The organism is Cognataquiflexum aquatile (assembly GCF_003316845.1).
Lineage (GTDB): Bacteria > Bacteroidota > Bacteroidia > Cytophagales > Cyclobacteriaceae > Cognataquiflexum > Cognataquiflexum aquatile.
The window spans coordinates 101798-116492 of the sequence record NZ_QMIK01000003.1 but is presented as its reverse complement, the minus strand read 5'-3'; the positions used below and the strand labels follow the sequence as shown (position 1 = coordinate 116492).

Here is a 14695-nt window from a genome sequence, read left to right as displayed (position 1 = left end):
AAGGAAAATGGTGAAAGAGACCTCTCCTTGTCATATCGACCAGAGGGAGATATCTTTTGAAGTGGGAAGTGAGAAGTGGGAAGTACGATGTTTGGTAGGGTGAAAGGTGGGAGGTGAAAATGTCCCAAGTACAAAGTATTCTGAAAGGGGTAAGAGGTAGAAGGTAAGAGGCGAGAATGTACTTGGTACAAGGTATCTGAAAGGTAAAAGGTAAAAGGAGAAAGAGACTTTTCCTTGTCATATCGACCAGAGGGAGATATCTTTTGAAGGTGGGGGTTTTTGTTGTTCAAGACTTCTCCTTCGTCGAAGTGACAAGGCAAAGCTCTCTAAAGGCAATAATCTTAAACCAAATAGGACGGTTTTTGGATTTTGGATAGAAAGTGGAATAAACCTCTCCTTGTCATATCGACCAGAGGGAGATATCTTTTGAAGTATATTTAAGTAAGTTGGGGAATCGCTTTTTCTTTGCTTTTTAAACCCCGATCAAGGAACAAACATTACCGATTTGGGCCTTTCGAAATAATTTGAGGAAATTAATTTAAAGAAGGTTATATATTTGGCCGCAACTCAAAAGGGTTTTTATGATTCTCTGTCCCTGCCACCCCCAAAAAACCATTTACTAATCCAATCAGCATACATTTTATGGAGCAAATAGTATACTTTATCAATGACATCATTTGGAGTAATGCCCTCATCCTTCTTTGCATGGGCGCAGGCATCTACTTTTCCATCACCACCCGATTTTTGCAGGTGCGGTATTTAAAGGAAATGGTCCGCCTGCTTTTTGTAGGCAAATCTTCTGACAAGGGCGTCTCTTCTTTTCAGGCTTTTGCGATAGCCATGTCCGGAAGGATCGGAACCGGAAACATCGCCGGTGTGGCCACGGCCATTGCCATGGGTGGCCCGGGTGCCGTTTTTTGGATGTGGGCCATTGCGTTTTTGGGCGCAGCCTCAGCGTATATTGAAGCTACCTTGGGACAGATATTCAAAGAAGTCAAAGACGGGCAGTACCGTGGCGGTCCGGCCTTTTACATCGAAAGAGGTCTCGGGATCAAATGGTATGCCGTCCTGTTTGCCTTTGTGACCATCTTGAGCATGTCTCTCCTGCTTCCCGGAGTACAGAGCAACAGCATTGCGCTGAGTGTCAAAACAGCCTTCTCCATTCCTGTGGAAGTTACAGGGGGAATCATCTGTCTGCTGCTCGGCCTGATCATTTTTGGCGGGGTCAAAAGGATCGGCAAAGTAGCTGAGATCGTCGTCCCCTTTATGGCATTGGGCTATATCCTGATGGCACAGATAATCATCTTTCTCAATTTCTCTGAAATACCCAATGTCATCCGACTCATCGTCGGTTCTGCATTCAACCTCGAAGCCACTTACTCCGGTGTGTTTGGGATGGCCATCGCCTGGGGAATCAAAAGAGGAATTTATTCCAATGAAGCAGGTCAAGGTACAGCACCGCACGCCGCCGCTGCCGCCGAGGTTGCCCACCCTGCCCAACAAGGCTTAGTGCAGGCATTTTCGGTGTATATCGACACGCTTTTTGTATGTACCGCTACCGCATTTATGATCCTTTTTACGGGTCAGTTTAACGTCATCAATCCCGAGGGAGGCTTTATCGTCGAGAATATCCCTGGCGTATCCATCGGAGCAGAATATACCCAAAAAGCCATCAGCCACCATTTTCCTTCCATCGGAGCGGGATTTGTGGCAGTTGCCTTGATGTTCTTTGCTTTTACGACCATCATGGCGTATTACTACATCGCGGAGACGAACCTGAGTTACCTTCAAAAAGACGGCAAGCAAAAATGGCCGACTTATGTCCTGAGGATATTGATCTTGGTGGCTACCTTTTACGGTTCTGTCCGTACCGCCGAATTGGCCTGGACCTTTGGTGACATCGGCGTAGGCCTGATGGCTTGGCTCAACGTCATCGCTATTCTGCTGCTCCGCAAACCTGCTTTGGCAGCACTGAAGGATTTCAAAAAACAAAAAGACGCAGGCGTGGATCCTACTTATGATTTCGAGGGAGAGAAGAAGAAGTGGAGTAAGTAAGGGAGTATGAAGTATGAAGTATGAAGTAGGAAGTATGAAGTATGAGGAGGTAAGAAGTGAAAGGTAAGTGGTGAGAGGTGGGAAAAGTACGAAGTACGAAGTATCCGAGTGGGAGAGAATTACCCGTCATCCTGAGTCTTCAACATTTTTAGAAATGTTCAGTAAATGAAATGACGTTGAGGGTTTTCTAATTTGGCCTCGGCAAGCTCGGCCATCGTGGTTTTTTAGGTTAAGGGGTGGGGAGGAAAAAGCGGCTGTGCCGCTTTTTCCTCCCCACCCTCAAAAACCCAATATCTCGTTCCCCGAGCCTGCCGAGGGGTAATTTAGACTTACGTCATTGGTAAGGAGGTACTGCTTGTCCCGTTTTCATCGGGAACTGAAAGATCTCATATACTTTAAGTGAGACTCCTCTCCACCGCAGCGGATCAGAGTGACGGCCCCGACAAACACGACCTTTGGACTCAGCTTTAGAACCTTTCAACTTTTTAACCTTAAAACCCTTTATTTTACAATTTCTCTTAACCTTACCAGAATTCAGTCTCTTGTCTCACGTCTCATATCTCCTGTCTCAAGCATGAAACTACCCAAAGCAATTATTTTTGACATGGATGGAACCTTGGTGGATAATATCCCTTACCACCGGGATGCATGGTTGGCTTTTTTGAAAAAGCAGGGTATCCACCTCAACGAATCCGAATTCCATGCACAAAACCATGGGACAATCGATGAGATGATTCGGCGGTTTTTTCCCCAAATCCAGGACAACCAATTGCTCTATGAACTCGGGCAAGAGAAAGAAAGCACTTACCGAGAACGGTATCGACCCCATATCCGGGAAGTCCATGGCCTGACTCCTTTCCTCCAATCTCTACAGTCCAATGGCATCCAAGCCCTCTTGGCGACGATGGGTGATCCTCCCAACATTGATTTTACTTTGGATAGCCTCGGAATCCGTTCTTATTTTTCCTTTACCACAGGCGGGCATGAAGTCACTAAGGGCAAACCCGATCCGGAGATTTTCCTGCTCAGTATGCAAAAGGCGGGTTTGAAGCCGGAAGAATGCCTCGTCATCGAAGATTCGCAGGGAGGGATCTTGGCGGCAAAGCGTGCCGGACTCCATGTCATCGGGATCAGTACCAGCCAAAGTCCCGACGAACTCCTTTCCTATGGCTGCGATCAGGTGATTGTGGATTTTGAGGAGTTGGGGAGGGGGATGTTTGGATGATTCCTATGGAACCTGACAGGATTTAATCGTTAAAATATTCCTGCTTGAGCAGCTCGACCTTTACTGTTTTGCCTGAAAGCTGGGTTACTTTCCATTCCTGCCTGTATTTTCCGCCCCAAAAATTAACCTCCACTTCGAAAACATCACCTCTCACATTCCACTTTCCTGCAAAATCTGCCGTGAGGATAGGCGGAGTTCCACAAAAACTTGAATTGGCACGTTGGATGAGTTTGCCGTTTTCAGAAAAAACAAATCCATACCTATTTTCTTCAAGTCTGTTGCTGCGGTCCATGGTAAAACCGGTTTCTTCGTATTGGATATTGGTCCAGGTACCGAGGGGAAATTCCCCTGATTCTAAATTGAGGGTTTCCTGTTCTAGGCATGAAAAAAGCAGGAAGCAAATGGCGAGCAAAGGAAAGGATTTTTTCATAGGTTCACGATTTTGAAACCATGACGGGGATGGGAGTAGAAATGTTGAGGTATAATTCTTTAAAAAATAAAAAAGTGCGGCTTAAAGTGTACTAGTATTAAACATCAGGTTCAAAATGTTCTTTTAGCTTTCGGTTAACCCACCTCATTTCTACAGCTACTTTTTTGCTTGACAAAAAAAGTAGCCCATCCCGATAGCTATCGGGACAAGACGGCAAAATCCTATCAACCCACATGGCCTGGGCCGGCCCGGTTCGCCGTCATTCCTCCCCACCTCTAACATATGAGGTTCAGTTTTAGAAGTAAACCTGGGATTTTACTTTTTCCCCGATAAATACGGGGCAGGCTATGACAAAAAAAGTAGCTCATCCCGAAAGCTTACGGGACAAGACGGCGGAAACCTATCAACCCACAAGGCCAGCGCCGGCCTCCCGACGGCTCGGGATCATTCCTCCCCTACGTTACTAAATAAGATTAGTCAAAATAATCGGGAATAGGGAAAATAAGGATAAGTGGACAAATACAAAGATTGTAAACAAATTTGTTTTAGCAATATTTTTTACTAGGTTTATAGTATTCAGAGCATTCTTGATCACCCCTACAAGCACTCTGGGTCAGTTCCACATCGTATCAAAGGTAAGGCTGAGGTAACGCAGACACGGAGTATCCTGCACTCAGACACGGAGTATCGTCTACTCAGACACGGAGTATGGGTAAGGGAACTATAACGGGACTATAGGGGAACTATAACGGAAAGTATACGGAACTATGGCTAGACAGACAGGAATCATTCGCTTAAATGGCCGGATAGGCGGCCTCGATTTTTACCAAAGCGAGGGGGTGGATATGGTTAGGAACAAAACCGGGCCGACCACCAAACAATTTAAAAACAGCAAGGCTTTTGAACGTTCGAGGCAAGCCTCCAATGATTTTGGAATGGCGGGTAGCCTGGCGGGAAAAATGAAACATGCGATCATATATATGTATGGCCCGGCTTTGAACCCTCACATAAACTCCAAGTTGACCGGTATTTTTACCTCCGCCTTGGCGAAAGACCCTATCCATCCCCGGGGTGAACGGAAAATCTTTTACGGTGATGTCAGCAAACTTGTAGGAATCGACTTTACCAAAGCCAACCTGCGTTCTACACTTGGCCGATTGCCGCACTTGTCAGAAAAAGAGAAAGGCAAATCATTCCACTTCGATTTTGGAGGGATGCTTACTCCCCCATTCTCTGAAGCTGCGCGTTCCCGACCGTATCAGGTCATCCTCGGCTTGGTGGCCTTGTCAGAAGATTCCGAGGCCACTGTCGAGTGGCAGGAAAGCGGCATGATGGAAGCCGGACAACCGCTTTCGGATTTGGGTGAAATGGAATTGTCCTTTGCTACTCCCCAAATCCAAAAAGTAATTTTGGGAATTGTAGGCATCAAGTTTTTAGATGTGGTCAATGGCCAAACTTATACCCTGAAGGAAGGTGGGGCCATTGGGGTGGTGGGGTGTTTCAAGTAAAAACTGATCCAATTTGGGAAAAAGAAGAAATATTCTCTTTTTTGATACAGCTGCTTATTCTTCTAACACTTCTATAAATCTCAATGCTATCATTTGATGAGAAAATCCACCTACTGCACAAATACCTTCTTATAGAGAAGACTTTTGCAGATAGTTACAAATATGATATCATGATATGGCTTGGTGAATTGACACCCGAGAACTCTAACTTGGCTTTTTTGAAAACTCTAGCCAATGAAGAGGATATCAAAAAATGGGTAGATAAATTGACTTCCAGAATAGTTTTGAAATATGATGAGGAGTTCGATCAATTGTCAGATTTGATATCTGATTACGTGGAGATGGGTTAAATTATAATTAAGTTTACAATTAAAGATTAACCTTTATAGAATGGCTGAAAACATTAAACCGTTATTGACAAAATTTTTGGAGCAATCTAAAACATCAAATCTGACAACTGCGCATTACATTAATAGGTATTCAGATTTAAAGGTGAAGGTTAGTTTTGGGCAAGGAAATATTGCAAGAATTCCATGGATTACTTTTTTGGCTGAAGGACAAACAACAGCTGATGGAATTTACCCTGTTTACTTACTATTTAAGAAAGAAAAATTATTAATCCTTGCATATGGAGTAAGCGAAACCAATCCCCCAAAGATCAAATGGGTTTTTGATTCCCATCCGGTGAGAATAGAAGATCATTTCCAAAAATTAGGAATAACTCCAGATCGATATGGAGATTCATTCATATTTAAAATTTACGACCTTAATCTAGAATTGAATTGGGGAAATATTCAGAATGATCTTGATGATATCATAAAAGAATATAAATCATTATTATTTGAGAAGCATACTGAATCTAAAGAATTAAATTTGGAATTTAATTTCAATGATTTTCCATTAGGACTATCCAAGGCAAGATTGAATATAAGTATATCATTGGCCTTGAGATTTACCGCAGCACTTCTTACCAAACCCTTTGTCATCCTAACAGGTCTTTCCGGTTCAGGAAAAACAAAATTGGCACAAGCCTTTGCCTTGTGGATTTGTCAATCGGACAGGCAATTTAAGATTGTGCCTGTGGGTGCAGATTGGACTAATCGCGAACCACTTTTGGGTTATCCCAATTCCTTGGAATCCAGTAATTATGTTAAGCCTGATAATGGGGTATTGGATTTGTTGTTAGAGGCTTCCCAAAAAGAGAACCAAAATAAACCCCATTTTTTGATTTTGGACGAGATGAACCTCAGCCATGTGGAGCGGTATTTTGCGGATTTTCTCTCAGTTATGGAATCCGGTGATGCCATCAAGCTTTACTCAGGAACATCACGAAAGAGTTCTGACGATAAAGCTATCCCTCAGGAAATCTCCTGGCCCAAAAACCTCTTTATCATCGGGACAGTCAATATCGATGAGACGACGTATATGTTCAGTCCCAAAGTCCTTGACAGGGCAAATGTGATTGAGTTCAGGATTACTCAAGACGAATTAAGTGATTACCTTGCTTCTGCAGGAGAGCTCAACCTTGATGGGCTTGAGGGTAAGGGATCGGGAATGGGATCGGACTTCGTAAGGTTGGCTTTGGAAAGGAATTATCCTTTGGAAAATGCCGACCAACTTAACAAAGCACTTTTGTTTTTTTTCAAAGAACTGAAAAAAACCGGTGCTGAATTTGGCTATCGTACCGCTTCCGAGATCAAGCGGTTTGTTGGTATTGCCAAGAAATTGGATCCGGATTGGGATCTTGACGAAATCATTGACGCAGCCATTATGCAGAAATTACTTCCAAAATTGCATGGTTCGAGAAGTAAGTTAGTCTCTGTACTGACATCCTTGGCAAAGCTTTGCATCGATGGTACTGTTTCTGAAGATGAAGTAAAAAAGAAGCTTTTTGAGGTTTATGATACGGATGGATTTGCCTTAGGATTGACCGTCAAGTATAAAGTATCTTTGGAAAAAATCTGCCGCATGCACAAGAATGTCATCGCCAACGGATTTACCAGTTATGCTGAAGCCTGATGGATGCCCTAAAAAAAATAAGGCTTTCATTAGACAATTTTAAGCCAGGCTTTGAGTTGTTTCTTGATATTTTTCCTGAAGGAGATAATTTTTTGAGGGAATTGCCTTTGCTGGAAGCGGAAGAAATGGGTGAGGCAGCTGTTCAGCTTTTGGAAGGCAAATCTTATGAGTACCTTTTTTCCGATCCGAATTATAGGCTGAGAACAAATTACATTGGCATCATTACCCAATCCCGATCCACAAATCTAGCAGGGGGAAGGATTGTACCCAATATTTATGTAGGAACTCTGACCGCATACGCTTACCACATAGACAATCCAGAAAAAGAGATTGTGGTTTCTTTTGAGGTGTTGGCTTCAAAGTTTGACAATGAACCCAATAAAAGTTACCGGGAACATTACAGGTATATGTTGGAAAGCATTACTGACAAGTGCACTGAGCTTTTGATGCAAATCAATTCACCTGTTCACCAAAACTACGAGGTGGATTTTGATCAGGATCCCAAAACCATTTACCAACGCTTTTGCTTTGTGAGGTCGATCATCAATTCTCCGGAATTTGAAGAAGCTATCCAGAAAATCATCAGTAATCCTAAAACCAATTGGTCAGAAAACCTGGAAGTTAAAGATACCCGAAATATCAGGCGATTCAATCAGTCTGCCATCAGGCAGTTGGTTTCGGGAAGCAACCGAACTGCTTTGGATGAAAGCCATTTGCTGAGGAGATATGGATTAAATTCTATCCCTTCCAAAATCGAAGGCCTCAAAAAAGTGGAGGTTTTGGATAATCCGGAGAACCGGTTTATCAAACACGCTTTGGAAGTTTACCTTTCTTTTTGTGAAAATTGCCTGGATAAATTCTCGCCTACTACGCGGGAAAGAAAAGAAGCTGATATTTTAGTAAAAACCCTAGAAAACATATTAAGCCATAATTTTTTCAAAGAAATATCAAGACCAACCTCATTAAAGCTCAATAGTCCTGTTCTCCAAAGGAAGAGTGGTTACCGGGAAATTTTAAGTTCATGGTTAAAATTTGACCTTGCCGCCAAACTGATCTGGAAAGGCGGGGATGATGTGTACCAGGCAGGAAAACGGGATATTGCCGCTCTTTATGAATACTGGTTGTTTTTTACCCTTTATGATTTGTTCAAAGGAAAATTCAACCTTGACCAACATAGCGTTGATGGCAAAGGCTATGACCATCTGTTTGAATTTGATAAGGATAAAATCCAGGTCATCGTAAAACGCGGAAAACATGTAGCCTTAAAAGGAAAATGTGATTTCGGGACCAGAGTATTCATAATCAAATTTTCATTTAACCGCTCATTTCAAGGAGGAAACATATATACCGATGGCAATAGTGGTAGCTGGACTTCCACCCTTAGGCCTGATTATACTTTGACTTTTTGGCCTGCTCATATGAAGGAAAAGGATGCAGAAAAGCTTGAGCAAATAGTCCATATCCACTTTGATGCGAAATACAAGGTGAATCAATTTTTAGTAAATACCGGAGTTGAAACCAAAGATTTGGACTTTGAAAAAGAAGAAGAAAGAAAAGGGAATTATAAGAATGCAGATCTGTTGAAAATGCATGCTTACAAAGATGCCATCAGAAGAACAGGAGGTGCCTATATCCTTTATCCGGGAACAGAACAAAAAGCATTTCGTGGGTTTCATGAAATCATCCCTGGGCTTGGTGCATTTGCCATTAATCCTTCCGAAGACAAATCCGGAATTGACAAGCTATCTGACTTCATCGACCAAGTGATGAAACATCTTTTGGATCGTATTTCACAAAGGGACAGACTTTCATCCAAAGTCTATGAGATTCATAAAAACTCAAAGACTGACGACAATATTTTGCATGAGCCTTTTCCGGAATACCATACCGGTGCTGGATCTCAGAGAATCATTCCTGACGAGACCTTTGTATTGGTAGGCTATAGCCGCTCAAAAGAAAGGATGGAGTGGTATGAAAACAAGGGCCTGTATAATTTCAGAATGGATGATGATGCGGGTTCTTTGGTTTTGAGCAAAGAAGTGGCAGATGCCAAATATTTGCTTTTACGGGAAAACGGAACGGATAAAGCTGACAAATTTTTTAAAATAACGAGTAAAGGTCCAAAGGTCTATTCAAAGGAGAAACTTGAGAAATTGGACTATCCCCCAATGGGATCACTTAAGGAGTATTACCTTGTTATCGAAATTGAAAGAGTTGAGCCTGCGGATTTTGGTGCAGTCAAATGGAGGGTTAAAGATCTAGAGGCTTACCAAAAAGTAATTGAGACTGCTGGCAATATTAGGAAGCGTGTTGGAATACCATTTACCGTGACTTTATCAGAATTGATGCAGGTGGTGGAAAAAGAGGGTTAAAAATCGACAAAATTTCTTTTTCTAAATATCTCATCCACCACCCTCTTCACACAAGTACCCAATTCCTTTTTTACCTCAAAATCCCAGAATCTAAGGACGGTCCAACCGCCGGCGCGGTAGAAATGGTTGATCTCGACATCCCGCTGAATGTTTCTTTCGATCTTGGGAATCCAAAAGTCCCGGTTGGAATGGATGGTTTGCTTTCTGTTTTCCCAATCGGCCAGAATGCACTTTCGAAAAATTCAACCGGTCTATTGCTATGTCATCCTTTCATTTTATTGGACATAAAAATCTGATATGTCCATTTTATTAAAAAAATTGGACATATGATCAAAATATGTCCACCAAATCAGCCTATATTGCAGACATGTTCAAAAACAGTATCTTTTCTGAACATATCAAGCTATGGTTTACGACAGGACACAACCTTTTAACAGCTTACCGCTTTTACCTCCATTAGGTATAGGAGAAGATGTGGATATCCTAAAAAAACTAATCAGTTCCTCAAGAGCTTTGGCTTCTGTTGATGGCAACGTCCAAAGGTTACCAAACCCACATATGCTGATCAACACCATATCCCTCCAAGAAGCAAGGTCATCCTCCGAGATAGAGAATATCTTTACTACAGAAGATGAACTCTATAAAGCTGTATCGGATACGATACAAGAAGGACAAGCCAGTCCTTCTACCAAGGAGGTATTGCGGTACAGGGAATCTCTCTGGGAAGGATATCGACGAATGCAAGAAAAAGGAGTTATTGATTTGGATGGAATAATTGCAATTTTTAGACAAATCAAAAATACCACTGGAGGAATACGCCCTCCTCATTCATTGACAGTAATCAGAAGAGGCCAAAGTGAATTTAGGTCCGGGGAAATAATTTATTCCCCACCAAGAGGACTTGGTATTGTTGAAAATTTGATGTCTAATCTTTTGGATTATATAAATGACACTCTAGATCCGGATACAGACCCACTCTTAAAAATGTGTATATCACATTACCAATTTGAAGCTATACACCCTTTTCCTGACGGGAATGGGCGTACTGGGAGAATTCTGAACTTACTGTATCTGGTCAAAAAAGGGCTGCTCAATCAACCGATTCTTTATCTTTCCAAATACATCATTGTCCATAAAGACGAATATTACCAGCACCTAGCAGGGGTTACACAGGCCGGTAAATGGAAACCATGGGTTCTTTATATGTTGGATGCAGTGGAACAAACAGCCCAACTCACAAATCAATTGATAATAAGCATATTGAACCAGATGGAATCAACCCTTGAACATGGAAAGGGAACCATCAAATGGTATAATAAGGAAGTCAATGAATTGCTGTTCAGCCAACCTTATATAAAACCAAGGTTGGTCGGCGAACTCCTGCAAATAACATCCAGAACAACATTGAACAAATACTTTACTGAACTGGTAGAGGCCGGAATATTGGTTCAGATAAAGGATGGTAGAGAGGTGTATTACATCAATAGGGACCTTGTTAAAATCTTGGAAGGATAATGCATATCCCAAGCCTCATCTGCTGAGTACATCCACCACCCTCTTCACACAAGCTCCCAATTCCTTTTCCACCTCAAAATCCCAGAATCTGAGGACGGTCCAACCGCCGGATCGGTAGAAGTCGTTGATTTCGGCATCCCGCTGCATGTTTCTTTCGATCTTGGGAATCCAAAAGTCACGGTTGGATTTGATGCTTTCTTTTCTGTTTTCCCAATCATGGCCATGCCAAAAAGAACCGTCAATAAAAATCACCAACCTGTACTTGATAAAGGAGATGTCGGGCTTGCCGGGTAGGTTTATTTTGTTGCTGCGGTACCTGAGTCCTGTATGCCAAAGTGCTTTTTTGAGGAGTTTTTCGGGTTTGGTATCCTTGCCCTTGATTTGGGACATGTTGTACGACCGCTGCTTGGTGGTATAGAAGCCGTTTTCCTCACAGAATTTGGGTACGGTGATTTTGGGTAAGGGATAGGGCATCTGGGGAATTACGAAGGACGATTTATGATTTACGAGTTATGAGGTAGGAGTTATGAGTTACGAAGGACGAGCTATGAAGAATGATTTACGAATTACGACCTTGTCGAAAATCGTCCCTCGTAAATCTTCGTTCGCAAATCGTAAATCCATTTTAACAGGTCTCATTTTCAAAAACCAGTTTTCCATAGTGATACAGTTGCATGACGGGTGATAATCTAGCCACCGTCTCAGCGGAACAAGAGGCATCTACCAGGTTGAAACTTGCTTCATCACCGACTTTGGGCCAAACCTGATTGCCTTGATTGTCCAATGGTGTCAGGCCTTTGGTACCGATACCGAGACTTCTGGACAATCCATACTCGTGGTTGTAGCGATAGAGTTCCGCCATGTTTTTGGCTTTGTCCAGCATACTTCCGGTGCCAAAGGGTTGCCAATGGTCGGTCACACAGTCTGTTCCTGACATGACCCGGATGCCATGGTCCAACATGGTAGGAATGGGCATCACATTGTAACCAATAGGCACCGTGGTAGTGATTCCGATATCCGCTTGGGCCAGGGCTTCACAGGTCGCTTTCAGTGTTGTCTCATCCAATTTTCCCATCACAAAGCAATGACTCAGGTAGGTTTTGCCTTTAAGGACAGGGTTTTCGTTTACTTTGGCGATCAGGTACTGAACGGTTTTGAGACCTGATTCTCCTGATTCGTGTAAGTGAATGTCCAAGCCTTTGTTGTAGTCCAAAGCAAGTTGGACGGTGAAATCCATGGTTTTTTCGATCTGACCATCCAGAGAAAACGGATCCACACCACCTATATAGTCAATGTCCATCTGGGCAGCTTCCCGCATCAGGTCCTGAGAACCTGAATAGTAAATGCCATGCTGGGGAAAAGCGACCAATTCGGCGCCGAATGAATCTTTTTTGTTTTCCAGGGCTTTTTGAAGGTTTTTCAGGGAATCGAGTTTGGATGTGGGTTCTATATTGACATGGCTACGGGCATAATCTGTCCCTTTGGATTGGAGGAGTTGGATAAGCTTTTCAGCCCTTTCTGTAGAATGTGGCAGGAGTGTTGGAATCACCACTTTTTCATGTTCAATGAGTTCCTTGACAGTTCTGAACTTGCTTTCACGGGCTTTCCATGGTCCGCCGTAGTAGGTTTTATCCAAGTGGATGTGCATGTCCTTCATGGCAGGCAGCATCAGAAAACCTTTTGCATCGATGGCTGAAGGGTCTGAACTGTTTGGTAGAATTTCGGTGATTTTCCCATTTTCGACTACCATGGAAAAAAGTGCTGTTTTGGTCGCAATGACTTCAACCTCGTCCCGGACAAAGCCTGTTTCCATCCTGACGTTTTTGAAAACTTTTCTGGAACTTTCGCCTTTTTGTTTTGTGCTGGAGGGAGTACTTCCAAATGAAAATGAGGGCGCAAGAATACCGGCACCGGTCAGGGTCATGGTTTGGGAAAGGAAATTTCTTCTGTTGAGTGCTTTATTGGACATGAAGGATAGTTTTATATGAGTATCCGCAATGTTACACGTTGGAACATAAAAGATTGGATCGGATGCGGATAATCGTCCACGGACGACAGACCACTGTCAACTAATCCTTTAATTGATCTTCCAGCCGGTTTTTGCTTGGTTACATGCAAGACTGAGGATACATATTTACTTTTTTTTAAATTTAAGAAAAAGGCCAAGCTTTTCACTGGGTCCGATCAGATTTGGTCCCCTTCTATTTCAATCTCTTAACCTCGCTGATTTTCAAAGATATTCCGTATTTTCAGTGCATCGATTTACACTTTAAAATTTACAGTTTTATGAAAGCCACAGCAATTCTAATTTTCTCTATCCTTGCGGGGATGTTTTTGGTCTCCTGCGAAAGCAAAAACAACAGTTACAGTGAAGACAAATCCATCGCTGGAGTGACCAAGCTCAAGCTCAAGGGCGTAATTAATGTAAACATTTCGCAGGGAGGCAAAGAAACCATGGTCCTCTCCGGCAATGAAGAATTGGTCAAAAAACTGCAGGTCGTACAGACAGGGGATCTTTTGGAATTGACATTGGATGGTGATGAGTCAGATGCTTTTTTTGACAGGGATGAACTTCTGATTGAACTGGATATCACAGACTTAAGTGAGGTTACCTTTGATGGTGTGGGAAATATCAAAAGCACCGGATCTTTGGAGGTGGGTGAATTGCTGATCGGAGGAAAAGGAGTAGGCAACATTTCTTTGGAACTTGATGCCCAAAAATTGGATGTGAAGCTGAATTTTGTAGGCAATATGTCATTAAAAGGGAAATCCACGGAAATGAAACTTGTCAATGATGGCATTGGGAATATTGATGCCTCAGAATTGATAGTTCAAAATATGGACCTGACGAGTTCAGGGATCGGAGCTGTTTCGGTTCATTGCGAAGGTGAGTTGACGCTGAAAGTGGACGGTATAGGCTTGGTTAACTACACCGGTAATCCAACTGTCATCAGTGAGAAAGTCTCCGGAATAGGGAAGGTGAATAGGAATTAGTTGTTTAAACCGACTAAAGTCGGATGAGGGCTTGTCAGGATTTGCTGAACCACTATCTAAAGATAGTGGAAATTGATGGCCACAGGGTCGGAAATCGAGATAGCAGACCAAACATTCATACTACCGTGAATAATCAAACAACATTCCACTACCTGGCTGCTTTAGCTGGTGGTTTGGGCAGATTTCGTGAATTTCTAAGGCTTTAGCCAAAGAATTTGAAAACCCAAACCGACTAAAGTCGATAGGCTCTTTTTTAATTTGGCTTTTCCACTATCTAAAGATAGTGGAAATGGCTAGGGTAAGTACTGAATAATGGGAAAGAGAATTAAAAGGCATTGAACTTTGAATATTCAAATAATCCCAAAAATCAAACAGTAAACCATTATCCGGGTACGTTATTAATTTCCACCTGCTTTAGCTGGTGGTTGGAGCAGATTTCGTGATTTTCTAAGGCTTTAGCCAAAGAATTTGATATCCCAAACCGACTAAAGTCGGATGAAGGCTTGTCAGGATTTCCTGAACCACTATCTGAAGATAGTGGAAATCGATGGCCACAGGGTCGGAAATTGGGGTAGGA

12 protein-coding genes are annotated in these 14695 nt (G+C 42.6%); 8 read left to right on the top strand and 4 right to left on the bottom strand.

All coding sequences use genetic code 11. The features are described from left to right. The first annotated feature begins 642 nt into the window (after positions 1 to 642). Positions 643 to 2055: an alanine/glycine:cation symporter family protein gene (locus tag DQW11_RS09425; RefSeq protein ID WP_113923826.1), complete on the top strand. Its 1413-nt coding sequence runs from the start codon at positions 643 to 645 to the stop codon at positions 2053 to 2055. Between the two features lie 574 nt (positions 2056 to 2629). Beyond that, positions 2630 to 3280 (top strand): HAD family hydrolase, encoded by a 651-nt coding sequence (locus DQW11_RS09420; protein ID WP_113923825.1) that lies wholly within the window; start codon positions 2630 to 2632, stop codon positions 3278 to 3280. A 22-nt stretch (positions 3281 to 3302) separates the two neighbouring features. Here the strand turns inward: DQW11_RS09420 and DQW11_RS09415 are convergent, their stop codons facing one another. Next, a complete protein-coding gene (locus DQW11_RS09415) occupies positions 3303 to 3710 on the bottom strand; it encodes a hypothetical protein (protein ID WP_113923824.1) in 408 nt (135 codons plus the stop codon). Between the two features lie 767 nt (positions 3711 to 4477). Between DQW11_RS09415 and DQW11_RS09410 the strand changes: the two genes are divergently transcribed. The 4 genes from DQW11_RS09410 (at position 4478) to DQW11_RS09395 (ending at position 9609) form a co-directional block, all read left to right on the top strand. Then, the gene (locus tag DQW11_RS09410) at positions 4478 to 5218 is read left to right on the top strand and encodes a hypothetical protein (RefSeq protein WP_157966083.1); all 741 of its coding nucleotides are present in this window, start codon (positions 4478 to 4480) and stop codon (positions 5216 to 5218) included. Positions 5219 to 5301: 83 nt separating this feature from the next. Further along, a complete protein-coding gene (locus DQW11_RS09405; protein WP_113923822.1) occupies positions 5302 to 5568 on the top strand; it encodes a hypothetical protein in 267 nt (88 codons plus the stop codon). A gap of 40 nt (positions 5569 to 5608) precedes the next feature. Next, entirely contained in the window at positions 5609 to 7237 is a 1629-nt protein-coding gene (locus DQW11_RS09400) for an MrcB family domain-containing protein (RefSeq protein ID WP_113923821.1), read from the top strand. Continuing rightward, positions 7237 to 9609, top strand: a complete 2373-nt coding sequence (locus tag DQW11_RS09395; RefSeq protein ID WP_113923820.1) for a DUF2357 domain-containing protein — start codon at positions 7237 to 7239, stop codon at positions 9607 to 9609. The genes DQW11_RS09400 and DQW11_RS09395 overlap by 1 nt, the downstream gene beginning before the upstream one ends. Here the strand turns inward: DQW11_RS09395 and DQW11_RS09390 are convergent. After that, a complete protein-coding gene (locus DQW11_RS09390; protein WP_394337143.1) occupies positions 9606 to 9758 on the bottom strand; it encodes a DUF559 domain-containing protein in 153 nt (50 codons plus the stop codon). The two genes, DQW11_RS09395 and DQW11_RS09390, sit on opposite strands and share 4 nt — an antisense overlap. A 256-nt stretch (positions 9759 to 10014) precedes the next feature. Between DQW11_RS09390 and DQW11_RS09385 the strand changes: the two genes are divergently transcribed. After that, positions 10015 to 11124, top strand: coding sequence for a Fic family protein (locus DQW11_RS09385; protein ID WP_113923819.1), 1110 nt, complete (start codon positions 10015 to 10017; stop codon positions 11122 to 11124). Between the two features lie 15 nt (positions 11125 to 11139). On the opposite strand, the gene DQW11_RS09380 is transcribed toward DQW11_RS09385, so the two are convergent. Then, complete coding sequence (locus DQW11_RS09380) at positions 11140 to 11598, bottom strand: very short patch repair endonuclease (RefSeq protein ID WP_113923818.1); 459 nt, start codon at positions 11596 to 11598, stop codon at positions 11140 to 11142. 151 nt (positions 11599 to 11749) lie between these two features. After that, positions 11750 to 13093, bottom strand: a complete 1344-nt coding sequence (locus tag DQW11_RS09375) for an amidohydrolase (protein WP_113923817.1) — start codon at positions 13091 to 13093, stop codon at positions 11750 to 11752. Positions 13094 to 13410: 317 nt separating this feature from the next. On the opposite strand from DQW11_RS09375, the gene DQW11_RS09370 reads away from it, so the two are divergent. Beyond that, positions 13411 to 14118, top strand: coding sequence for a GIN domain-containing protein (locus tag DQW11_RS09370; RefSeq protein WP_113923816.1), 708 nt, complete (start codon positions 13411 to 13413; stop codon positions 14116 to 14118). Positions 14119 to 14695 lie beyond the last annotated feature (577 nt).